At 49.7% G+C, this 24,299-nt stretch carries 20 protein-coding genes and 1 pseudogene; 11 read left to right on the plus strand and 10 right to left on the minus strand.

Going from position 1 to position 24,299, the window contains the following annotated elements:
• Positions 1-73: 73 nt before the first annotated feature.
• On the plus strand, positions 74-229 hold the full coding sequence (locus tag KU854_RS15550; protein ID WP_218359365.1) for a hypothetical protein: 156 nt from the start codon (positions 74-76) through the stop codon (positions 227-229).
• 77 nt (positions 230-306) lie between these two features.
• Here KU854_RS15550 and KU854_RS15555 read toward each other — a convergent pair whose 3' ends face one another.
• The 8 genes from KU854_RS15555 to aceB all read right to left on the minus strand — a co-directional run bounded on the left by KU854_RS15555 (position 307) and on the right by aceB (position 12,236).
• On the minus strand, positions 307-2,640 hold the full coding sequence (locus KU854_RS15555) for a YgiQ family radical SAM protein (protein WP_218359366.1): 2,334 nt from the start codon (positions 2,638-2,640) through the stop codon (positions 307-309).
• A 189-nt stretch (positions 2,641-2,829) separates the two neighbouring features.
• Entirely contained in the window at positions 2,830-4,146 is a 1,317-nt protein-coding gene (gene guaD, locus KU854_RS15560) for a guanine deaminase (protein ID WP_218359367.1), read from the minus strand.
• Positions 4,147-4,150: 4 nt separating this feature from the next.
• Positions 4,151-5,023, minus strand: coding sequence for a xanthine dehydrogenase accessory protein XdhC (xdhC, locus tag KU854_RS15565; protein WP_218359368.1), 873 nt, complete (start codon positions 5,021-5,023; stop codon positions 4,151-4,153).
• 27 nt (positions 5,024-5,050) lie between these two features.
• Positions 5,051-7,432, minus strand: coding sequence for a xanthine dehydrogenase molybdopterin binding subunit (gene xdhB, locus KU854_RS15570; protein WP_218359369.1), 2,382 nt, complete (start codon positions 7,430-7,432; stop codon positions 5,051-5,053).
• Entirely contained in the window at positions 7,422-8,876 is a 1,455-nt protein-coding gene (gene xdhA, locus KU854_RS15575; RefSeq protein WP_218359370.1) for a xanthine dehydrogenase small subunit, read from the minus strand. The genes xdhB and xdhA overlap by 11 nt, the downstream gene beginning before the upstream one ends.
• A 287-nt stretch (positions 8,877-9,163) precedes the next feature.
• Positions 9,164-9,898, minus strand: a complete 735-nt coding sequence (locus KU854_RS15580; RefSeq protein WP_218359371.1) for a GntR family transcriptional regulator — start codon at positions 9,896-9,898, stop codon at positions 9,164-9,166.
• Between the two features lie 243 nt (positions 9,899-10,141).
• A complete protein-coding gene (locus KU854_RS15585; protein ID WP_218359372.1) occupies positions 10,142-10,582 on the minus strand; it encodes a GlcG/HbpS family heme-binding protein in 441 nt (146 codons plus the stop codon).
• A 28-nt stretch (positions 10,583-10,610) separates the two neighbouring features.
• Entirely contained in the window at positions 10,611-12,236 is a 1,626-nt protein-coding gene (gene aceB, locus KU854_RS15590) for a malate synthase A (protein WP_218359373.1), read from the minus strand.
• Between the two features lie 302 nt (positions 12,237-12,538).
• Between aceB and gcl the strand changes: the two genes are divergently transcribed.
• The 5 genes from gcl (at position 12,539) to KU854_RS15615 (ending at position 18,190) form a co-directional block, all read left to right on the plus strand.
• Positions 12,539-14,317, plus strand: coding sequence for a glyoxylate carboligase (gene gcl / locus KU854_RS15595; protein WP_218359374.1), 1,779 nt, complete (start codon positions 12,539-12,541; stop codon positions 14,315-14,317).
• A gap of 27 nt (positions 14,318-14,344) precedes the next feature.
• Entirely contained in the window at positions 14,345-15,133 is a 789-nt protein-coding gene (hyi, locus tag KU854_RS15600) for a hydroxypyruvate isomerase (RefSeq protein ID WP_218359375.1), read from the plus strand.
• Positions 15,134-15,137: 4 nt separating this feature from the next.
• Complete coding sequence (locus KU854_RS15605) at positions 15,138-16,028, plus strand: 2-hydroxy-3-oxopropionate reductase (protein WP_218359376.1); 891 nt, start codon at positions 15,138-15,140, stop codon at positions 16,026-16,028.
• Positions 16,029-16,206: 178 nt separating this feature from the next.
• On the plus strand, positions 16,207-17,484 hold the full coding sequence (locus KU854_RS15610; RefSeq protein ID WP_218359415.1) for a glycerate kinase type-2 family protein: 1,278 nt from the start codon (positions 16,207-16,209) through the stop codon (positions 17,482-17,484).
• Between the two features lie 91 nt (positions 17,485-17,575).
• The gene (locus KU854_RS15615; protein ID WP_218359377.1) at positions 17,576-18,190 is read left to right on the plus strand and encodes a TetR/AcrR family transcriptional regulator; all 615 of its coding nucleotides are present in this window, start codon (positions 17,576-17,578) and stop codon (positions 18,188-18,190) included.
• Between the two features lie 246 nt (positions 18,191-18,436).
• Here the strand turns inward: KU854_RS15615 and KU854_RS15620 are convergent, their stop codons facing one another.
• Positions 18,437-19,198: a HEPN domain-containing protein gene (locus KU854_RS15620; protein WP_218359378.1), complete on the minus strand. Its 762-nt coding sequence runs from the start codon at positions 19,196-19,198 to the stop codon at positions 18,437-18,439.
• A gap of 504 nt (positions 19,199-19,702) precedes the next feature.
• Between KU854_RS15620 and KU854_RS24870 the strand changes: the two are divergent.
• The 3 genes and pseudogenes from KU854_RS24870 to KU854_RS15630 form a co-directional block, all read left to right on the plus strand.
• Positions 19,703-19,900, plus strand: a pseudogene (locus KU854_RS24870) (regulator); the annotation flags it as partial.
• Positions 19,901-20,081: 181 nt separating this feature from the next.
• Positions 20,082-21,245, plus strand: coding sequence for a DUF262 domain-containing protein (locus KU854_RS15625; protein ID WP_218359379.1), 1,164 nt, complete (start codon positions 20,082-20,084; stop codon positions 21,243-21,245).
• The gene (locus KU854_RS15630; protein WP_218359380.1) at positions 21,235-21,813 is read left to right on the plus strand and encodes a HEPN domain-containing protein; all 579 of its coding nucleotides are present in this window, start codon (positions 21,235-21,237) and stop codon (positions 21,811-21,813) included. Before KU854_RS15625 ends, KU854_RS15630 begins: the two co-directional genes overlap by 11 nt.
• A 650-nt stretch (positions 21,814-22,463) precedes the next feature.
• On the opposite strand, the gene KU854_RS15635 is transcribed toward KU854_RS15630, so the two are convergent.
• Positions 22,464-23,030: a hypothetical protein gene (locus tag KU854_RS15635; protein ID WP_218359381.1), complete on the minus strand. Its 567-nt coding sequence runs from the start codon at positions 23,028-23,030 to the stop codon at positions 22,464-22,466.
• 292 nt (positions 23,031-23,322) lie between these two features.
• Between KU854_RS15635 and KU854_RS15640 the strand changes: the two genes are divergently transcribed.
• Positions 23,323-23,937 (plus strand): hypothetical protein, encoded by a 615-nt coding sequence (locus KU854_RS15640; protein WP_218359382.1) that lies wholly within the window; start codon positions 23,323-23,325, stop codon positions 23,935-23,937.
• A gap of 96 nt (positions 23,938-24,033) precedes the next feature.
• A complete protein-coding gene (locus KU854_RS15645) occupies positions 24,034-24,279 on the plus strand; it encodes a hypothetical protein (RefSeq protein WP_218359383.1) in 246 nt (81 codons plus the stop codon).
• Positions 24,280-24,299 lie beyond the last annotated feature (20 nt).

A 24,299-nucleotide genomic window follows, 5' to 3' on the forward strand; every position in this document is an offset into this window, starting at 1 on the left:
GATTTGAGGTGTGATCGATGGAGATCTGTGTTAGCGTCAATAAATCAATGGGATATCAGCTTGGAGCGAAGAGATGGTCAAAATAGTGTTTGTCATCGGCCTGATCATTATCGGCGGGCTAGCGATGAAGTTTCTCGACGAAAAATCCCAGAAAAAGGTAGTGATTGGTGTTGGCGTGTTGGCTGCCATCGCGATTCTCAGTCTGATCATTACTGAGCTGATGCGCTAACTGTTTCCTACGTTTACTGATTGTTGAATACAAAAAAGGCGAGCTAACCAGCTCGCCTTTCTGTTATCTATCCCGACTTATCGCGCCGCAGGGCGGTTTCTGCCGCCGGTTGGGCGCTTTTTATTGCCGTTCCCTGCCGGTTTGCCACCTGCCTGATGTTTTGGCTTGCCAGCGGTTGCAGGACGGCCATTACCGTTCGGCTTACCGTTTGCACCTTGGCCATTGCCGTTTGGCTTACCACCTTTAGGCGCACCGTTTTTCGCAGAGCCGTTAGGGTTGCTGCCGCTGCGCGCTGAAGGTTTGCGGATATCCGGCTGATTCGGGTGCTTGGTCGCAAAGCGTTTTGCACCATGACGGCTTGAACCGCGGCGTTGTGCCGGAGTCATTTCTGCTTCACTGCCTTCGCGTGGAACCAGACACTCAGGGCGATCACCAATCAGGTGACGTTTACCCATGCTGATCAATGCTTCACGCAGCAACGGCCAGTTTGCCGGATCGTGGTAGCGCAGGAAGGCTTTGTGCAGACGACGCTGACGTTCACCTTTCGCCACAAACAGCTCTTCACGTTTCTTGTACTTCACACGCTTCAGCGGGTTGGTTTCCGCGTGGTACATCGCGGTTGCGTTACACATTGGCGACGGGTAGAAGTTCTGCACCTGATCACAACGGAAGTCATTTGCTTTCAGCCACAGTGCCAGGTTCATCATGTCTTCGTCGGTACAGCCAGGGTGCGCTGCGATGAAGTAAGGGATCAGGTACTGCTTCTTGCCAGCTTCCTTGGTGTACTTCTCAAACAGCGCTTTAAAGCGATCGTAAGTGCCCATGCCCGGTTTCATCATCAGATCCAGCGTACCTTTCTCGGTATGCTCTGGTGCGATCTTCAGATAGCCGCCCACGTGGTGTGTCACCAGCTCTTTCACGTACTCTGGTGATTCAATCGCCAGGTCGTAACGCACACCGGAAGCGATAACCACTTTCTTCACGCCTTCGAGCTGACGCGCTTCGCGGTACAGGTCGATAGTGTGCTTGTGGTCTGTGTTCAGTTTTTCACAGATTTTCGGGAATACGCACGAAGGACGGCGACAGTTTTTCTCTGCACGCGGATCAGAACAGCCAAGGCGATACATGTTCGCTGTTGGGCCACCCAAATCGGAAATTACACCGGTAAAACCAGGCACTTTTTCGCGGATATCTTTGATCTCACTGATGATCGATTCCTGCGAACGGTTCTGGATGATACGGCCTTCGTGCTCGGTGATAGAACAGAAAGAACAACCACCGAAACAGCCACGCATGATGTTGACAGAGGTTTTGATCATTTCATACGCAGGGATCTTCGCATCGCCGTAACGTGGGTGCGGAACACGTGCGTATGGCAGGCCGAACACATAGTCCATTTCCTCTGTGGTCAGCGGAATTGGCGGGGTGTTGACCCACAGTTCGCGGTCGCCGTGCTTTTGCACCAGCGCACGCGCAGAATATGGGTTGGTTTCCAGATGCATTACGCGGCTGGCGTGAGCATACAGGATACGGTCGTTCAACAGTTTTTCGTAAGAAGGCAGGCGCACGTAGCTGTTCTCAGCGTCGTGGCGCGAAGGGCGAACCATTACTGGTTTCGCTTCTTCTTCTTTCTTCTCAGTCGCGCAGGCTGTTTCAACTGCGTATGGGTTTGGCATCGCCATCGCTTTGCCTGGCTTGTCGATACGCGAGCTGTCGATTTCCGTCATCTCTTCCGGAACAGTTTTCAGCATCACGGCTGTACCCGGAATACGGGTCATCTCAGCAATATCTTCGCCGCGTGAAAGACGGTGGGCAACTTCAACCAGTGCACGCTCTGCATTACCAAACAGTAGGATGTCTGCTTTCGCATCACACAGAATGGAACGGCGGACTTTGTCAGACCAGTAATCATAGTGTGCAAGACGACGCAGGCTGGCTTCGATACCACCCAGAACGATAGGGGTTTCTTTGTAGGCTTCTTTACAGCGCTGGGAGTAAACCAGTGCAGCGCGGTCAGGACGTTTGCCACCTTCGTTGCCTGGGGTGTAAGCATCGTCATGACGTGGTTTGCGGTCGGCGGTGTAGCGGTTGATCATGGAGTCCATGTTACCCGCAGTCACACCGAAGAAGAGGTTAGGCTGGCCCAGCGCCATAAACGCGGTTTTGTCCTGCCATTCAGGTTGCGCAATGATACCTACGCGAAAGCCCTGCGCTTCAAGCACACGGCCGATTACCGCCATACCAAAGCTAGGGTGATCGACATAAGCATCGCCGGTGACAATGATGATGTCACAGCTATCCCAGCCAAGCATGTCCATTTCTTCCCGGCTTGTTGGCAGGAAAGGAGCGGGACCAAAGCATTCAGCCCAATATGGTTGGTATTCGTTGATCGGAGTTACAGAATTGCGCATTTTTTAACCTCTTTCTCGCGAGGCGTGAATTATAGCGGCTTGGAAGGTGGAGAGCCAGAGCGATTAAACCCGCAGTTTTGCAAGGTTTTAGCCGTTCATACTGTGATTGGGGTGTTTAACTTGCAAACTAGTCAGAAAAACGGCCTCTGACAGTGAGTGACTGGCAGAGGCCAACTTCAGATTGGAGGGTTATTTGCGGTAAACCGAACGCCCATAAGAATAGGTGTCGCACACCGTGCGGTCATCGCCTAGAGTCATGAGAACAAAGAGCTTGTCTTCCAATGACTGGGCATGTTCCATCCGGAATTTCATCAGCTGGGTGGCGTGCAGATCCAAAATGACAAAATCCGCTTCTTTACCGGCTTCAAAGTTGCCGACGTAGTTATCCAGTGACAGTGCCTTTGCGCCGCCTAATGTGGCCTGATACAGGGATTTCAGCGGATGCAGCTTTTTACCCTGAAGTTGCATCACCTTGTAGGCTTCACTCATGGTCTGGAGCAGGGAAAAGCTGGTGCCAGCACCCACGTCTGTGCCCATGCCGACTTTGATGCCTTTGTCTTCCATTTCATCGAGTGGGAACAGCCCAGAACCCAGAAAAAGGTTGGACGTGGGACAGAACGCGATGGCTGAGTCGGTTTCCGACAGGCGTTTGCATTCGCCGTCACACAGGTGAATGCCATGGGCGAACACTGAGCGACTGGAAAGCAATCCGTGTTGGTCGTAGACATCAAGATAGTTTTTGCTGTCCGGAAACAATTCCTGCACCCATTCGATTTCTTTCTTGTTTTCGGAAAGGTGGGTGTGCATGTACACGTCGGGGTATTCCTCCAGCAATTTGCCCGCCAAACGTAACTGTTCAGGGGAGCTGGTTGGGGCGAAGCGAGGGGTGACGGCGTAATGCAGGCGGCCTTTGTTGTGCCATTTCTCAATCAACGCTTTGCTGTCGGCGTAGCCTGATTCGGGCGTGTCGGTCAGATCGTCCGGCGCATTTCTGTCCATCAGGACTTTACCCGCGATCATGCGCAGGTTGCGCTTTTCGGCTTCCTGGAAAAAGACATCCACAGAGGCTTTATGTACCGTGCCGAAAACAAGGGCTGTCGTCGTACCGTTACGGGCCAGTTCATCCAAAAACTGCACCGCGACTTCACGGGCGTAATCCACATTGGCGAAGCGCTTTTCTTCGGGAAAGGTGTAGTTGTTCAGCCAATCGAGAAGTTGCTCGCCATAGGCGGCAATCATCCCAGTTTGGGGATAGTGGATATGGGTATCGATAAAACCAGGGGTGATCAGTTTGTTTTCAAGTTCGACGATTTCTACGCTGTCATCCAGCGTCGGCAGGATGTCGGCAGCATGGCCGACTTTGACCACATGGCCGTCGGCGATGAGCAATATGCCATCGTCGAAGTATTGGTATGAGTTTTCCAAACCCACGTCCGTAGGGTTAGCAAGGCTGTGCAGGATGGCAGCGCGAAAGGCTTTTGCCGGATGAGCTTTTGGGTCTTTCATTCCTTTATGCCCTTATTTTCTCGTTATTCTTATTGTCATCTCTATTAAGGATAGAGAGCTTTTCCGTCTGTTTCTGCGCTTCCTGTTCCCGTTTGTTGGCGATCTGCGCCCCCTGATAACAAGCGATAAGCTCTCCTGCTACAGATACGGCGATTTCCGCCGGGTGTTTTCCCTTGACCGCGTCAATGCCTATCGGGCAGATCATGGTGTTGATGGCCTCGTCATCAAAGCCACGCTCTTTCAAGCGATAGTCGAAGCGTTTGCGCTTGGAAAGGGAGCCAATCAGTCCGAAATAGCGGCTGTCCCCGCGTTTCAGGATGTCGCGCGAAAGGTCGAAATCGAGCTGGTGGTTGTGGGTGAGCACGAGATACATGCTGTTTGTGGGCAGTGTTGCCACTTCGCCAACCGGATCGTCCGAGACCCGCATTTCCACGTTATCAGGAATGTAATCGGGGAATTGATCTTCACGCTCATCAATCCAAATCACCTTAAATGGCAGGGTGGCAAGGATATGTACCAGCGCTTTGGCAACATGGCCTGCACCAAACAGCGCCAGTGTATGGCGCTGCTGCCCGATAGGTTCAAAGCTTAATGTGACCATGCCACCGCAGCACTGGCCGAGGCGTGCACCGAGATTGAAGCGTTCGATTTTCATCTCGCTGTCGCCTTGCACCAACATTTCCTGCGCGGTTTGCATCGCGACGTGTTCGAGGTGTCCACCGCCGATGGTGGCGGTGACGCCATCTTCCGTTACCAGCATTTTGGTACCCGCGCCACGGGGGACTGACCCCTTGTCTTCCAGCACAGTCACCATTACGCACGGTGTGCCTTTGGCCTGAAACTCCGCCAGCGCCTGGATCCAATTGTCTTTAAACATCACAGCCTCCAAGGTTCGGGTTCGTTTCTACAGCGCAAATGACGCTGGCGATTTGCCTTTCCGCGCCCGTTTGATGGCGTTGTAAACCTGCTCAGGCGTGGCCGGGGCAGGGAGGTGCGGGATTTCGCCATCCTCTGCAACGCTCACAATGGCATCACGGAGCGCGCTCCACACGGAAATCGCCAACATGAACGGCGGTTCACCCACAGCTTTAGAATGGAATACCGTGTCTTCAGGGTTGGCGCGGTTTTCGACCAGCTTGGTATTGAAGATCTCCGGCGTATCAGCCACGGCCGGGATCTTGTAACTGGCGGGGCCTGCCGTCATTAGCTGGCCTTTGTCGTTCCACACTAGCTCTTCGGTGGTCAGCCAGCCCATACCCTGGATAAAGCCGCCTTCCACCTGACCGACATCAATGGCCGGGTTCAAGGATGCGCCCACATCGTGCAGGATGTCTGTGCGCAGCACTCTGTATTCGCCGGTGAGGGTATCGACAATCACTTCCGAGCAGGAAACGCCGTAGGCGAAGTAATAGAACGGACGGCCACGGGCTTTGTCGTGATCATAGAAAATCTTGGGTGTGCGGTAGAAACCAGATGCCGCCAGCGAGATTTGGTTCAGCCAGCAAAGCTCGGTGAAATCGGCAAAGGTCATGGTCTGTTTATCGCCCATGGTGACGATGCCATTGCTGAACATGACCTCTTCCGGCGCGACATCAAAATGGGATGAGGCGAAGTTCACCATACGTTCTTTGATGGTCAGTGCCGCGTTTTGTGCTGCTTTACCGTTGAGGTCAGTACCGGATGATGCCGCCGTTGGCGAGGTATTCGGCACTTTTTCCGTGTTGGTGGCGGTGATTTGAATCGTGTTGATGTCCACGTTGAAGGTTTCAGCCACAATTTGTGCCACCTTGGTGTTGAGACCTTGCCCCATTTCCGTCCCCCCGTGGTTGAGGGAAATACTGCCATCGGTGTAAACCGTCACCAGTGCGCCAGCCTGATTGAGGAAGGTGGCTGTGAAGGAAATGCCGAATTTGACTGGTGTCAGCGACATCCCTTTTTTCAAGATGGGGCTATTGGCGTTAAATTCCGCAATAGCTTTGCGACGCGCCTGATAGTCGCAGGACATTTCCAGCTCGGCGGTCATTTCGTGGATAAAGTTATCTTCCACTTTTTGGTAGTAATGGGTTTCGTCGCGGCCTTCACCGGCATAGTAGTTGGCTTTGCGAACATCCAACGGGTCTTTGCCAAGGTGACAGGCGATGGTGTCCATCACGTGTTCAATGGTCATCATGCCCTGTGGGCCACCAAATCCGCGGTAGGCGGTGTTGGATGCCGTGTTGGTTTTCACGCAGTGTCCGGTGACAGTGGCATTTCCAAGGAAGTAGGCGTTGTCGGAGTGAAACATGGCGCGGTCGACAATCGAGCGCGACAAGTCCGGCGAATGCCCGGCGTTACCGGCAACCACAATTTCGATGCCCTGAATCACGCCATTGTCGTCAAAGCCCACTTTATATTGGTTAAAGAAGGGGTGGCGTTTGCCTGTCATCATCATGTCTTCACGGCGTGGCAGGCGGAATTTCACCGGTTGTCCGGTTTGATTCGCAATCACCGCCGCGATACAGGCAGGGCCAGCGGCCTGAGTTTCCTTGCCGCCGAAACCGCCGCCCATGCGGCGCATGTCGATCAGCACTTTGTGCATAGGCACGCCCAGCACTGACGCAACCAGCTTTTGGACTTCGGTTGGGTTTTGGGTCGAGCAATAGACAATCACGCCGCCATCTTCCGTGGGCATCACGCTTGAAACCTGAGTTTCCAGATAAAAATGTTCCTGCCCGCCAATGTGCAATGAGCCTTCCAATACGTGTTTCGCGCTGGCAATGGCAGCGACAGAATCGCCCCGTTTCTGGGTATGACTGTCGGTGACAAACAGCTTTTGCGCCAGCGCTTGTTCAACATCCAGTGCGGCAGGCAAAAGTTCGTATTCGATGATAGCGGCCTGCGCGCCTTTGCGGGCGTTATCGAGGCTGTCTGCAGCCACGGCAATCACGGGCTGGCCGACATACACCACTTTGCCGTCTGCAAGCATTGGGTCTCCCGGCAAGATAGGGCCAATATCCAGCTCGCCCGGCACATCGTTGGCGGTGATCACGGTGCGCACGCCCGGTACTTTGTAGCAAGGCGACACATCGAGTTTGGTGATGTTGGCGTGGGCATGAGGGCTCATCAGCGCATAGACGTGCAGTTGATTGGGAAATTCTGCGCGGTCGTCAATATAGAGCGCTTCACCGGACACCTGTTTCTCGGCGCTCTCATGTTTGACCGATTTGCCGACGCCGGTGGCCAGTCCTGCTTTGGCTTGGGCGGTCATTTCTTCCATGGTCATGGCCGGGGTCGTTTTACGGGACATAATGAATCACCCTCGTTTCAATCATTTTTCCATCAGCGGCGTAGCTGAGCTCGGTGAACATGCGATAAAGCAGGTTGGCAGCGGTTTCAGTGCGGTATTCCTTGGTTGCCCTGAAATCGGAAATCGGCGAAAAGTCGCTTTCCAGGGCTTTCATCGCCGCCTGAATCGTCGTGGCAGAAAGCGGTTGACCCACCAATGCCTGTTCACAGTGACTTGCCCGCGCAGGAATTGCGGCCATGCCACCGAAGGCAATCCGCGCTTCTGTAACTGTGTCACCGTCAAAGGTCAGCCTGAACGCGCCGCAGACAGCAGAGATATCGTCGTCGAAACGCTTGGAAATCTTGTACGCCTTGAAGGCTTTGTCCGGCTGTGGCTTGGGAATGCGGATCGTCTGGATAAACTCCGACGGTTGCAGCGCCGTCACTTTGTAGTCTTTGAAGAAATCTTCCAGCGCGATCTCACGGGTAACGTCACCACGACGCAGGATGATGGTCGACGCCAGGGCAATCAGCAGCGGTGGCCCGTCTCCGATTGGAGAGGCATTGGCAATGTTGCCACCAGTGGTTCCCTGGTTGCGGATCTGCAGCGATGCAAAGCGTTGCAACAGGGCACTGAAATCCGGGTAGTGGGGTAGCAATGCGCGGTAGACATCGGTAAAGGGCACGTTGGCGCCAATTTCGATGTGGGTGTCGGTTTCAATGACGGTTTTGATGTCATCAACGTGGCCGAGGTAAACCAGTTTATCGATATCGCGGTGGAACTGGGTGACTTCCAGCGCCAGATCTGTGCCGCCAGCCAGCAGTTTGGCAGTCGGATGCGCCATCAGGATTTTCGCCAGCTCATCACTGCTGGTGGGTGTGAATGCTGACTTTCCATCGGCTTGGTACTCCAGCTCCGGCTTGCCAATCGCAGTCAGTTTCTCAATGGTTTCGCGCTCGTACTCGGCGAACTGGTCGCGGATAGGGGCTTCCTGACTCAGCGACAGCGCGGCTTCAACGATAGGGCGGTAACCGGTGCAGCGACAAAGGTTTCCAGCCAACGCCTCATAGGTTTCTTCCTTGTCGGCATTGGGATGGTTCTTGGTCAGTGCGAACATCGACATGATAAAGCCGGGCGTACAATAGCCACACTGACTGCCGTGAAAATCAACAATGGCTTGCTGAACCGGGTGAAGCGCCGCTTTGGTACGCAGGTCTTCCACTGTAATCAGCTGCTTGCCATGCAGGGCAGAAACAAAGGTCAGGCAAGAGTTCACGCTGCGGTATTCAAGCTTACCATCAACCACTTCACCCAATACGACTGTACAGGCACCGCAATCGCCCGAACCACATCCTTCTTTCGTTCCTGTTTTACGAACGTGTTCGCGCAGGTAATTCAATACAGTCAGGTTAGGGGAAATATCACCCTCTTCCTGCAAGGTCTGATTTAAGAGAAAACGGATCACACGGCCTCCATGACGATTTCGTATCCATTGATTACAAACTAGTCATTTCTGACCGCGCGGTCAACAAATCGATAACAATTGAAAATCATGAATTTAACAATTAAAAGTACTTTAAAATCATTAAGTAAGATGTATGGAGACGGATATTCAACAGAAATTGTAACTATAGATTGTATACAATTTGTGAGATTGATCGTTTCAAATTCTTGGAAGTAAGATTTGTAAAGCAGAAAGAGACACAAAAACCGGCGGTTTTGTGTCGCTTTCCAGAAGGGTTGGAGCTGGGACTAGGCTTTCTTTTTCAACACATTTGAAAACACGGCATGCAAATCCTGGGTGGCAGAATCATCATGAAGGTTCAGCTTGGATTTGATGTGGTCAAGATGCGTTTTCATCAGGGAAATGGCGCGTTCTTTGTCCTTGGCCTCGATAGCATCAAGCAATGCCGTATGTTCATCAAACGAGCAGTTGTGCTTCTTGGTGGATTCATACAGCGCAATGATCAGCGAACATTGGGAAACCAGACTGCGCTGGAAGCTCATCAGCGGGATGTTGTTTGCCATGGCGGCCAGTTCAATATGGAACTCACCGGAAAGTCGGATGCTGCGTCCGGTGTCATTTTGGGCGATCGCTTCATGTTCTTCTGCGACCATAGCGCGGCATTTGGCGATTTGTTCTCTGGTAGCGTGTTCTGCAGCCAGTTCAACGATGGCCAGCTCCATTACCTCGCGGGCTTTCAGGATTTGCAGCGCTTCATCAACGGAAGGGGATGCCACAATCGAGCCACGGTTTGGGCGGGTGCTGACAACCTGCTCTATCGAAAGTCGCAGCAGGGCACGGCGGATTATGGTGCGGCTGACGCCAAAGATTTCGCCCAGCGCTTCCTCGCTCAGCTTGGTGCCGGGAGGCAGGCGCTGTTCAAGAATCGCATCAAAAATATGGCCGTAAACAATGTCATCCTGCGTGAGTTTAGGGTTTGTCGATTTGGATTTCTTATTGGTTGCTTTGAGAAGCCCTGTCATACAGTTTTTCCTTTTCAAACCCATGGCGGCGTTTGAGTCTGCTGTCAAATAACGTTCTGAAAGCGAACGTAAACTTATAATCTTGATTATGTTTTGTATAAGAATAGCTGAAGTGATTGTACAACATTGCCTCAACGATTGTATCGGCGGTGTTATTGGTTTGTGGCGCGGGTAATAAAAGCGGCTCCCCTGACCAAGCAGGAGAGCCGTCGCGGTTATCCGGTGAGTGTGAAAACGAGCGGGTTAGAGATTGAGCAAGCTGTCCGTGCTGAATTTGGCCGCGAGAATACCTGCAATTGCTACTTCCTCGTCTGTGTCTGAAATGTCACCGGACACACCGACTGCGCCGAGCAATTCAGCATGGTCATCACGAATAAGCACGCCGCCCGGCACGGGAACGAGATTTCCTTGTGCCAGCGTGGAAACTGACGAGATAAAACAGGGTCGGGTCTGGGCATCATCGGCGATTTTTCGCGACGAACAACCAAGCGCGATCGCTCCCCACGCTTTGGCAATCGCGATCTCCGGTCGCATCATGCTTGAGCCATCCTGCCGTTGCAGCGAAATCAGCGCGCCACCTCTGTCCAGAATAGCGACTGTCAGTGGCGCGGTTTTCCGCTCCTGCGCAGCGAGAAATACCTGCGAGGTAATTTCCAGCGCCTTTATCATCGTCAGATTTTCCATTTAAGCTCTCCTTATGAGCCAATACCAATCATTCGAGTTTTGCGTAGCAGGGGATAGTGAGGAAATCAGCAAAATGGGCATCGGTTGAGAGTGTAAAAAATAACTCCGATGCTTCGTCGAATTTGCGGTTTCCGTCTGCGCCTGCTGACGTTTTCATGTCCTTCACTTCTTCATTCAGCCATTGTCTGAACAGCGCCGTGGTAAAAGGTCTGCCGTCGTCCAGACTGACCTCATGCTTCAACCACTGCCAGATGTTGGCGCGGGAAATTTCAGCCGTGGCGGCATCTTCCATCAGGCCATAAATGGGCACGCAGCCGATGCCGCGCAGCCAGGCTTCCATGTAAAGCACGGCAATGCGGATATTCTTCCTGACACCGGCTTCATCCTTTGGCCCCTGGCTGGGTCTGAGTAGCACCTCGCTGTTAAAGCTGCCGTCCGGAATGAAATGGCGTTGGTTGGTCGCGCCTGCGAGGTATTCATCGAAAATTGTTCTGGCCAGCGTGACCAAATGGGGGTGAGCGACCCAAGTGCCGTCATGGCCGTTGGTCGCTTCCCGGCGTTTGTCTTCAATCACTTTTTGGGTGACGCGCGCCATTTCTTCCGGATCTTTTGACGGGATAAAGGCCGACATGCCGCCAATTGCCAGTGCGCCGCGTCGGTGACAGGTTTGGATCAGGCGTTTGCTGTAAGCCTCCAGAAAAGGCTGATCCATTCCGATAGCATGGCGATCCGGCAAGATGCGATCGGTGTGGTTCTTGAGCGTTTTGATATAGCTGAAGATGTAGTCCCAGCGCCCGCAGTTCATTCCCACGATGTGTTTGCGCATGGCATAGAGGATCTCTTCCATCTGGAAGACAGCGGGGAGGGTTTCAATCAGAACTGTCGCTCGAATAGTGCCCGTTTCTGCGCCAACGTAGTTCTCTGAAAAGTCGAACACCGACTCCCACCACGCTGCTTCTTCCATGGACTCAAGCTTAGGCAGGTAAAAGTAAACGCCCTGACCACGCTCTTTTCTGCTTTGGTAGTTGTGAAAAAAGTAGAGGCCAAAGTCCATCAGGCTTGCGGGCATGGGGTGACCATCAAACAGGATGTGCGCTTCCTTGAGGTGTAAACCGCGGGGGCGGTGGATCAGTGTGGCGGGTTTATCCACCAACTGATAATGCTTGCCGTTAGCCGGTTCATGGTAAGAAATAGTGCCGAGGTTGGCGTCACGCATGTTGATTTGGCCGTTCACCATATTCTCCCAGGTCGGGGAGGTGGCATCTTCAAAGCAGCACATAAACACGTTCGCGCCAGAGTTCAGCGCATTGATCACCATCTTGCGATCGACCGGGCCGGTAATTTCCACCCGTCTGTCAGTCAGGGGCGCTGGAATAGCGGCGACCTTCCAGCTTTTGTCATTGCGGATTGTTGCGGTGTCGTGGCGAAAATCCGGTAAAGCGCCGTTATCAAATTCCTGCTGCTTTTGTTTTCGTGCTTGAAGTAGCGCTTCTAGCGGGCTTGCAAACTTCTCACACAAAGCCTGGAGGAATGCCAGGGCTTCGCCGCTCAGTATGTCTTTCGCGTCCTGACTGAACAGAGAGCCTGTGATGACTAGTCTTTCGTGACCAGTGGCTTGAGTCAGGTGATCCTGATTTTTCGTTGTTTCATACATCGGTAAGGTCCTTTATTAATGTATACAATCTAACTTTATTAAAATTTCATTTAGTTGTTCTTATAGTGAACAATAAAAGCACAATGTTAATGCAATGTGAATAACCATTTTTAATAATTCTTCTTCGACAGTAGCTTGCTAAGTCTCTCCTTTAACCCTCCTACAGCGCTTCTCAGGCCTTTCTTTCAGTCTCTTCGTGAAAGTGCATTGTTTAAAAAGTGTTAAGAAAACTCTTGCGTTCAATAAATAATCGATCTAAGAATACAATTAACACTAAAATTGTATACAAAAGGAGTTTTTGTATGGGAAAGATGAGAGCCATTGATGCTGCCGTTGAAGTTTTGAAGCGTGAAGGCGTGGTAAAAGCGTTCGGTGTGCCCGGTGCGGCAATCAACCCGTTCTACTCGGCGTTGAAAAAATCAGGGGGGATTGATCATATCCTTGCCCGTCATGTCGAAGGGGCGTCCCACATGGCAGAGGGCTACACCAGAGCAAATCCGGGCAATATCGGTGTCTGTATCGGTACGTCTGGCCCGGCGGGCACAGACATGATCACCGGCCTTTATTCGGCGCAGGCTGACTCCATTCCCATTCTTTGTATTACGGGGCAGGCGCCCAGAGCGCGGTTACACAAGGAAGACTTTCAGGCGGTGGACATTGAATCCATTGCCCGCCCTGTGACCAAGTGGTGTTCAACTGTGTTGGAACCTGCCCAGGTGCCCCGCGCTATCCAACATGCCTTCCATGTTATGCGCTCCGGCCGCCCCGGCCCTGTGTTGATTGACCTGCCGCTGGATGTGCAACTGGCTGAGATTGAATTTGATATCGACAGCTATGAGCCATTAGCGCCGTACAAGCCTGCCATCACCCGCACTCAGGCCGAAAAGGCGATGGAGATGCTCAACGATGCTGAGCGCCCGCTGATTGTTGCCGGCGGCGGTGTGATTAACGCCAATGCGTCAGCGCTTTTGCAGGAGTTCGCTGAAATTGTCGGTGTGCCTGTTATTCCGACCTTGATGGGCTGGGGCACCATTGCCGATGACCACGAGTTAATGGCGGGCATGGTTGGCCTTCAAACCTCCCACCGTTACGGGAACGCCTCGATGTTGGCATCCGATCTGGTGTTTGGTATCGGTAATCGCTGGGCTAACCGCCATACCGGATCGGTGGATGTGTATACCGAAGGCCGAAAGTTTATCCATATCGACATCGAACCGACCCAGATTGGCCGTGTTTTCTGCCCTGATCTTGGCATTGTGTCGGACGCCCACGAAGCACTGTCTGTACTGATTGATGTTGCCAAAGCCTGGAAAGCGCAAGGGAAACTGCGTGACCGCACTGAATGGGTGAGCGAATGCCAGCAGCGCAAAGCGACCATGTTGCGCAAAACCCACTACACCGAGCAGCCAGTCAAACCGATGCGTGTGTATGAAGAGATGAACCGGGTGTTCGACCGCGATACCTGCTACGTCAGCACCATCGGGTTGTCCCAGATTGCTGCGGCGCAATTCCTTCATGTTTACAAGCCACGCCACTGGATTAATTGCGGGCAGGCTGGCCCGCTGGGTTGGACGGTTCCGGCAGCCCTTGGCGTTCGCGCTGCTGACCCAGAGCGTCAAATCGTGGCGATTTCCGGCGACTATGACTTCCAGTTCATGATTGAGGAGCTGGCAGTCGGTGCTCAGTTCAACCTGCCATACGTGCATGTTCTGGTGAATAACTCCTATCTGGGATTGATTCGTCAGGCGCAGCGCCAGTTCGACATTGATTACTGCGTGCAGCTGGCATTTGAAAACCAGAACGCGCCGGATTTAGCTGATTATGGCGTCGACCATGTGACTGTGGTGGAAGGGCTGGGTTGTAAAGCCCTGCGTGTCACAGACCCCGAGCAGATTGCCCCCGCACTTGAACAAGCCAAAGCGTTGATGCAAGCACACCGCGTGCCTGTGGTGGTGGAAATCATGCTGGAAAAGGTGACCAACATTGCCATGGGCGCAGAGATCAACGCCGTGAACGAGTTTGAATCACTGGCGGAATCTATTGCCGATGCGCCGACGGCATTAGCCGCAGAGCGTCGCTGATCAACGTAGACAGATAAGGACATTGCTATGCCAAAACTTGCTGCCAATTTATCCATGTTGTTTAACGAACTGCCCTTTATCGAGCGCTTTAGCGCGGCTGCCAACTTCGGTTTTAAAGGGGTGGAATACCTCTTCCCCTATGCGTTTGATGCCAATGAGCTGAAAGCCGAACTGGATAGAAACCACCTCAAGCAGGTGCTGTTTAACCTTCCGGCCGGAGACTGGGACGCGGGCGACCGCGGTATAGCCGCTGACCCATCAAGGATTGATGAGTTTCGCGCTGGCGTCTCGCTCGCGATTGAATACGCCAAGGTGCTTGGGTGTGAGCAGGTCAACTGTCTGGCAGGGATCGTGCCGGCAGGCGTCAGTCAGGAAGCTGCAGAAGAAACCTTGATTGAAAATCTGAAATTTGCCAACGACCAGTTGGAGAAAGCTGGGATTCGCTTGGTGATTGAAGCGATTAACACCCGCGATATTCCGGGCTTTGCCCTGACCAATACCCGACAGGCGCTGCGCATTTGTGATGCGGTGGGAAGCGAGAATCTTTCGCTGCAATACGACATCTACCACATGCAGATTATGGAGGGGGATATCGCCCCGACCCTGAAATCCACACTCAGTCGGATTGGCCATATCCAAATCGCGGATAACCCTGGGCGGCATGAACCTGGTACCGGTGAGCTGAATTATCACTTTTTGTTCCGCTATATCGATGAGATTGGCTATCAGGGCTGGGTGGGTTGCGAATACAAGCCTGCCACCACCACGGAAGAGGGCCTGAAATGGCTCGTGGATTACAACCAGAATGAGGAGTAAGGGAATGACGACTATCGCGTTTATCGGAACGGGCATTATGGGCAAACCCATGGCGGAAAACCTGCAAAAAGCAGGCTATCAACTGCATCTTTCCGAAAGCCGCAGCCCTGCGCCATCTTCTTTGGTGGAAGGCGGAGCCAAAACCTATCCAACCAACCGAGAAGCGGTAAAAGAGGCGGAATATATCATCGTTATGGTGCCCAACACGCCGGATGTAGAGAACGTCCTGTTTGGTGATGATGGCATTGAGCCAATGCTGGACAGCGGCAAAACCGTTATCGACATGAGTTCTATCTCCCCGATTGAAACTCAAGCGTTTGCAGCCAGGGTCAATGAAAGCGGTGCGGCTTATCTGGATGCACCGGTCTCCGGCGGCGAAGTGGGCGCGATCAATGCCACGTTGACCATCATGGTGGGAGGGGACGAGGCTGTCTTTGAACGGGCGCTGCCCTTGTTTGGCGCGATGGGTAAGAACATCAATCTGGTTGGCGATAACGGCGCGGGTCAGGTGTGTAAGGTCGCGAACCAAATCATCGTGGCACTCAATATTGAAGCGGTTTCAGAAGCCTTGGTATTCGCATCTAAAGCCGGTGCTGATCCGGCGCGTATCCGCAATGCGCTGATGGGCGGATTTGCCAACTCCAAAGTGCTCGAAGTGCATGGCGAGCGTATGGTGAAAGGCACGTTTGATCCGGGCTTTCGCATCCGTTTGCATCAGAAAGATTTGAACCTCGCGCTGACTGGCGCTGAAACCCTGGGGGTAGCGTTACCAAACACCCGATCGGCGCAGGAGCTGTTCAGCCTTTGTGCAGAGCAAGGGGGAGGGGATTGGGATCACTCCGCACTGGTCAAGGCCATTGAATCTCTATCCAACCACAACATTCGCGGTGAGTAGCACTTTGTTTGCTCCCGGCGTTTAGATTTTCGTTTTATCGGTCCTTTGTTTTTGCCCGCTTCTTTCACGACGGGCTTTTTTTCTATGGAGACACGCAATGGAACAGCTGGATGCTTTGAAGGAAAAAAGGGAAAACTATCATGCTCACCCTGAGCAGGAACCCGTTTTCATTGGCGGCATGACACCGTCACTTTTTCTGCGCAAATTGTTCGATTCAGCGGTCGATGCCGCTTTGCCTTACGGCAATATGGCGAACTTCTTGCCACATGACCGTACAGGAAAGCTGGTGGTAATTGGGGCAGGGAAGGCAGCAGCATCCATGGCTCAGTCGCTGGAAGAGCACTGGCAAGGCCCTTTGCAGGGCGTGGTCGTGACCCGTTACCAACATGGCGCGCCGTGCCGTTTTATTGAAGTGGTGGAAGCCTCCCATCCGGTTCCTGACGACGAAGGGGAAAGGGTCGCCAAGCGGATCCTGAACCTTGTCTCCGACCTTGACGAAAACGACACCGTGATTTGTCTCCTTTCAGGCGGAGGCTCAGCGCTGCTCAGTTTGCCTGCTCCGGGTATTTCGTTTGCAGAAAAGCAGGCTATAAACAAGGCGCTGCTTAAATCCGGTGCGGCGATTGATGAAATAAACTGCGTTCGTAAGCACCTGTCGGCGATTAAAGGCGGGCGGCTGGCAATGGCGGCCTATCCAGCCACCATGCTGACGCTGGCAATATCCGATGTGCCGGGTGATGCAGAAGATGTGATTGCCTCGGGCCCAACCGTCGCAGACCCAACAACCCGCCGGGATGCCATCAATATCCTCGATAAGTACGATATTCCGGTAAGTCTGGACGTGACAAGGTGGCTGGAAAGTGACGCCTCTGAGACCCCAAAACCGGGTGATCCACGACTTTTCAACAGCCGGTTGGAGATAATCTCTACGCCGATGAAATCATTATTGGCTGCACAGGAAGAAGCCGAAGCCATGGGCATTCCAGCTTATATTCTTGGTGACAATTTGGAAGGAGAAGCGCGGGATGTCGCTTTGGTGCATGCTGCAATGGCAACCAGCGCAGCAAGGCATGACCAGCCATTTCCCGTCCCCTGCGTGATCCTCTCTGGCGGGGAGACCACGGTGACAGTCAAAGGCAATGGGCGAGGCGGTCGTAACTGCGAGTTTTTACTTTCTCTCTATCAGGCTTTAGAAAAAGCGCCTGATGTCAGGGGGCGGATCTATGCACTTGCCTGTGATACCGATGGTATTGATGGGGTGGAAGACAACGCGGGTGCAGAGCTGAAACCGTCCTTTTATGCAGCGGCAGAAGTGCTGGGATTGTCGCCGGGTGACTATCTTGCTGACAATGACAGCTATGGCTTCTTTCAGGCGTTAAATGCCTTGATCCTGACCGAGCCTACCCGCACTAACGTCAACGATTTCAGAGCAATCCTTATCCTGCCAGAAGCCTGAAATGCGAAGGTTTCTTGTGGATGCACTGGATGATCGCTGTGGGATTCATTAAAGTTGTGGTTACGCACTTTAATGAATCCACGGATGGGCAATGTCACGTATCAGGACGAAAAATCAGGAAAAAATCATCGAAGTGGCCAGCCAGCTGTTCGCAGAAAAAGGCTATGCGGCAACCACGACGGCTGAAATCGCCCAGCGTGCTGAAATTCCCAAGCCCAACCTCTATTACTACTTCAGCACCAAAGACAACCTCTACCGCGCAGTGCTGGAAAGCGTGACCCAGCCTTTGCTGGAAGCCTCATACCCGATAGAACAGCTTGATGACCCACGGGAAGCGATTACCCAATATATCCGCACCAAACTCCATATCTCCAAAGAGCACGCTGCCGCTTCTAAAACCTTCGCCGCAGAAGTGATGGCCGGCGCACCACACCTTCCGAGAGACATTGCCGAAGCGCTGTTGGATCAGTCCAAAATGATCCTGAGTAAGTTCGAGCGCTGGATAGAGAAGGGTTGGATGGATCCTGTCTCCCCCAAACACCTGATGTTTATGCTCTGGTCATCCACCCAGACTTACGCAGACTTCAACTGGCAGATTTGTCAGGTCAGCGGTCAGTATGAGTTGGACGACAACGACTTCGAAGAAGCGGCCACGTTTCTGACCAATATGGTGCTGAGAGGGTGCGGGGTGAAGCATGCAGACTGACGAATTGCTCTTGGTTCTTCCCCCTTTTAAAGGGGGAAGTTAGATGGGGGTTTTGGTTCTTTGCGCTTTGGTGGTGTGAATTGGAAAGGGACAGAAATCATTTAGAGTCAGAGTTCTAATCCGCTCACTTCGGATAATTTAATTTTGGGGAAAACTAAGTAGACGACTTTGTTGTTGGAGAGCATTGGCTGCTGGCGCAGCCAAAAGAATGCTATTGCCTATTGACCTGAGAAGGGCTCATAAGTGTTATGCATTTACCCGCCGAACCAAAGTCTTACTGCACCCAATACTAAGAAGATGGCGCCTAAGATTTTTATCTATATGACTATCCAATAAGTGGACTAAAAATTCTACATCTTCTATGACCTTGCTTACTTCAGAAGAGGAAATTTTAGTCAGACTAACCTTTGGTCTATCGCAATTATGAATGCAGTCATGCCTCCTCTGAATTAAAACAGCATACCGACTGGATAGCTTTTCAACCATTGCCTTCTTTTTCTTTTCTTTGTCAGGGTTAGAAAGCTTTCTATAATCTGTCGCCGTTATTCCCATCAAACGATGCTTGGCCGATTTATTTAAAAGCCAATCTTCCATCATCGGTTTACCAAGAATCTTATTGGAATCATCCATAATATGGTTGAATAGGTCTTTTATCTTAACCAATGAAAGAACATTATCTTTTTCTATTAGCTCTCGGGCCGCGTTTCGCCATTTCCAGTTAGAGTTTGTCGTGTGCGCTTGAAGTAAAGAGCTAATTGGTAACTTTAGCGATTTAATCTTGTCATTTAGTCTAATAGCATTGTCGAAATTTTTTGCATTCAGGATCTTCGACAAGACATCTGCGAAGGCATCACAGAAATACGCATCTAGTGCACCAATCGCCATCATCCAAGAAGCTCGGTATATATCGTCTTTCAACGTGGAGTCAGACAAAGAGTCAGCATGACTCTTCAGCTCTCTTGATCGTTGAATATCCTGACTAAAGTGGCTTAAGGCCGTCTTTGGCATAATTTTTCCTTAAGATGCATAACAGCTTATTAGCGGGCAACTTGCCCGTTTAGTAGAAATCCGGGACGCCCGATTAGTCCGCGTACGCTTGTGCCAGCTTACCATATAGCTGAGCAAAATCAGTGAGCTGAGTTTTATGGTTGCAACTTGAATGGGATAAAACGGGCGTCCCGTACTAAAAACCAGCTCATTATTGCTATATTCATTTCACTGTATATTTACACAGATGAAATGCATGAGAAAAATTTAGACTTTGTGGGATGATTCGAGCACTCGGTTGGTTGAAGCGCTAACTTACTTTGGGGCAGCAACGTGCCAGAACAGATCGGTCTGACATGAGTAGGGACATTTATGTGTCAGTGGCTTTGCTAAATTAGCAATTTATGAATAACTTATTATAAGGTAAGTCCGGCAATTAATACTTCTTCGTACAATGCGTACAATGCGTACTTTGCCTGCTTATATTTAAATCCAATGCAACCTCTTGTATTTATAGGTTTATTATTGAAGTATCTCGAAATGAGTAAGAATTCCATTTTTCGAGAGTTAGTAGTGACAATTGACCAAGGAAGAAGTCGCTGTGCTGTGTTTTAAATCCGTGATAATAGTCACGAATTGGGACGAGGGAAATCCGATTTCTCCCGAATGTAAAGGCTTATGAGAATTGCAAAAGGTTGGGAGCTAACCATTAGTAAAGATTGGGAATAGTTCAAAATGTTACGCGATTTGAAGTAGTATGTTAATTAAGATTGTTAACATTCTATGCCCTTGATTGAAGCACCGGAATAAAAGTCGGGCACCAGAAGCTATTCTGGCTTTTTTTGCATTAAATTTCAGTGTATTATGCCAATAAATCAATCTAACAACTATATAGAGCGTCAGTATGAACGATATAACAGATCAAGAAATCGAATCGTACCCGATAAACGAGTTTCAGCTAACAACCACACCAAACGACTTTAATATTTCGACAATAATTTCTTTTATAAGCTCTAAGGTTTTTAAGATCCCTGCGTTTCAAAGACACTACGTATGGGATATAAAACGCGCATCGAAACTAATTGAATCTCTTCTTATTGGTTTACCAATCCCTCAAATATTTTTATATGAAAGTGGTAAAAATGAGTTCTTGGTAATTGATGGCCAACAACGTCTGATGACACTTTACTACTTTTTTAATGGTCGTTTCCCTAAGAAGGAAAAGCGGTCAGAATTAAGAGCTATTTTTGATGAGCAAGGTTATATCCCTGAAAAGATAATGCAGGATGACAACTACTTCCAAAGATTTAACCTAAGACTAGATGGATTAGTTGATGGACAAGAAAATCGTTTCAACGGGAAAAACTACAATACATTAGGTGAAAGTCAAATGGCTCTCAACCTGGCAACAATAAGAAACATGATCATTAAACCAGTAGCAACTGAAGATGACGAAGATGGAGCCATGTTTGAGATATTCAACCGACTGAATAGTGGCGGTATGAATTTGACTCCACAAGAAATTAGAATGAGTCTATATCATTCTAAATTCAACGTAAGCCTAATAAATTTAAACGAGAACAATATTTGGCGTAACACCATTCTCGGAAAAGACATTGTCGACATGAGACTAAATGATGTTGAAGCTATTCTACGTACGCTAGCAATGGTACATAGCCGCGAAGAATATAAAACCACAATATCTGGTTTTCTAAATACATTCTCGAATGCAACAAAATCATTTTCTCAAGAAGATACAGATTTCTTCAAAGAACTTTGGGATAGCTTCATGGTGGCATGTGAAGGTTTGCAAGTTGAAGATTTTAGAACTGGTGCTAGTCGTTTGAGTATTACTTTATTCGAGTCAGTATTCTATGCAGCGTGCCGTTCGTCTGTAGAACAAAAAAATGTAAACATACCGAAAATCACCTCAGAATACTTAGCTCTCTTGAAGTCAGACGATATATTCATTGAGTCTAGTACAGGTAAAACGACTCGAAGAGACAGTGTAGTGATGAGAACTGACCGTGCTAGAACTCTGCTACAGGAATATATCAATGGCCAATGATGATTCTGGACGAAGAGCTATTTGTGCACTCTATAATGACTATGGTGAGAATTACAATTTCTTGATAGAAAATAGTCAGATCAGCATAGCCAATGACTACAAAGCTCAGTATTCCAAAGTAATGCTGCTATCTACAGCAAGTTATTTTGAAAGCAAGATTATCCAAATCATGTTTGAGATGTTGAACCCTAGTACGTGTTCAATTACTCACGGTTTTATGGAAACTAAAGCGTTAAAGCGCCAGTATCATACTCTTTTCAATTGGGACCAAAGCAACGCAAACCAATTTTTTTCACTGTTTGGTGCTGAGTTTAAAGAATTCATGAAAGCCAAGCTAGCTGAGGATACAGAGCTGAATAGTAGTATTAGCGACTTCATGATCTTAGGATCTACAAGAAATAAGCTCGTACATGGGAATTACGCTACATTTCAGCTCACTCTAACGGCGGAAGACATTTATGCTAAATTCGAAAGCGCCATTAAGTTTGTTGATTCATTGTTACCTTTGAGTGACGAATTCCGAAGAGTTCAATCCGAAGCTTCTGAAGAAGAACAAGAACCAGCTTAAAGTTAATATTTTAAATTGCATCTTTTAATAAAGGCTCCTTACGGAGCCTTATTTGTATATTATATGGGGGAGTTGAAAAGTTTTAAAAACGTTGATAGTTAGTTCAAATTACCCCGTGATACAACACGGGAAGTCACGACGAACAGCATTAGAAGAATGGATAACTTCTAGTATAGCAAAACCCCATGAACAGGATGTGCATGAGTAAAAGGCCTATCCAGTAATGGGGCATGAACGTGCCATAGCAGTTCGACATGACAAGAGTATGGGCAAAACCAACCCCATCCTAACCTTCCCCTTGAAAAGGGGAAGGAACTAAAAACTGGAGGCGCATTCAGTTTTGGGGACAAAATTGAGCTAGCCCAGTCTATCCAATCCGATTAAACCTTGAACTGAAAAGTGACCGATTGCCCCTGATTAACTCAACAAATGACTTCTAAATGCACTCAAGAAAAGGCACTTTTAGAAAAAGTTCAATTTATCAGTTTCATCCCTGCGCGCTCGCCACCTCAAGTCTGTTATTTTATCCAGCACTTCCACATCAAGGATAGGCAAGGGCAGCGTTGTTTTTCCTAACTCCTTAAGGTGCCTGTCCATGTATTATTTAAGAGCGAATGTTCGTGCGAAAAAACAGGGGTACGATCAATAGTCTATTGGTCATTAATCTCAAAAGCATTCAGCCACTTATCGCCCCATAGATATCGAGCAATCCAATATTGGTGAGGCTGAGTTATTTCTGGGTCTAATTTCAAATCATCAATAAGTTTTGATAAGTTTAGCTCTATGTTATCGGTATCTAATGCTTGAAATATTTCATCTTTTGCAGTTAATGCATATGAATCGTCTTCATAGATATTGAAAAAGAAATCACATTTTTCATTGGTGGCAACATGACCGATTCCTAAGAAACCTTCATCTTGAACGAGATAACTCAAGTAATCAGAATCTTTGTTTTTATTGACTTTTTCTAATGCGAACCAATCGCCAATGTTATCTGAACTGTTATCTGGGATTGGGAATGCAATAAACGTTGAAATCAGATCTTTTTCGACGAGCCTTTTTATAAGGTTGTAGGCGTGAAGATAATCTTCAAAGTAAATCCTAGATGTCATCCCTTGAGCATCATGGCAAATGTTGAGTTTTGGGAGGTATTCAAAATCCTTGTTCAGATATTTGTTGGCAATTCCCCGAATGATGTCGAAACCAGCTTTACTCACTGTGTGCCTCCCGGTATATGTGCTTTGTTCATAAGCTTTCACTCTTACTCAATCTAACAATACAACTAACATTTGACCATCCGGATACAATCCGATTAAAACTAAAAAGTGCCTGACTGCCCCCTGATGAACTCAACCAACACCTGCAACTAACCCTACTGTCAGTTGCAGGTTGTGACTGTTCCCCTCCCAAAAGCTATCCCCCGGTGGAACAAACGGCTCCCTTTCCCTTGCTGCTGATGGTCATCGATACCCATCATCATCCCTGTGTTTAAACAAAGAATTAATTGTAATGAAAAGGGAAGAGATAACAGTGAGTGGTCAATCCGGCTTGATATACAGCAATGAGAAAAACAGCGCCAAATGGATGTTTGGCTTTGCATTTGTACTGTTCCTTCCGGTTTTATCTTTGCTCTACATGGTTTGGACATCCTGGTCCTTTGTGATTTTTGTGGCTGCGCTTGGCTTTCTGCTTATGTTTTTGGTTTTATTTTGTATTGGGAAATACCACCACAACCTTTTTCAGGCTTTGGGAGAAACGCCATTGCTACTTGAACCTGAGCACTGCGTTTGTGGTGAAAGAACCAAAGCGACAATCTTTGTTAGTCAAAGAGACTTCAGCCGAGTCAGTTCTTTGAAATTCCAGTGCATGAGGGAAGACAAATCCCAAACCATGCCGAGAGAGGTTCTTTACGAATACCACTACACCGTCAAACCCGTCAATGAGGGTGACGGAACACGACTGGAGTTTGAAATAGAGACTCAGGAACAAGATCCGGCCACCTGTCGACTTTTCACCACTTCCGCTGTGCGAATCCGCTGGGAATTGTCCTTTGAATATGTTGAAAAAATGGAACGGGTCAGGCGCACTTGGGATGTACCGGTTGTAAGTTCCAAGGCAGCTTAATAATGGTGGGATGACAGGAAAGTCGAAATATTGGGACGAAGTCTCAGGCACTGGAAACATAGAGTTAGGTTACGTACAACCAAAAGGAATTGGGTGATGGCTGCGTTTTTTATGATTGCTGGGCTGATTGGGATGTTATTCACCTGGCTGACCGGATTTATGATGCCCTGGTCTTTCGTGACCTTTCTGGTTGTTTTTGCGGTAGCGCTCATCTGGGCACTTCGTAACACGAATGGTCAGTATGGCTCGGATGGTGGTGGCGTCTATTACAGCGATTCAGACAGTGGTTCTTCTGGCGATAGCTTTGGCGGTGGTGATTGCGGCGGCGGCGGTGGTGATTGAGCGCACCGGAAGATGAGAAA

It is taken from the genome of Enterovibrio paralichthyis, assembly GCF_019209835.1.
Classification (GTDB): domain Bacteria; phylum Pseudomonadota; class Gammaproteobacteria; order Enterobacterales; family Vibrionaceae; genus Enterovibrio; species Enterovibrio paralichthyis.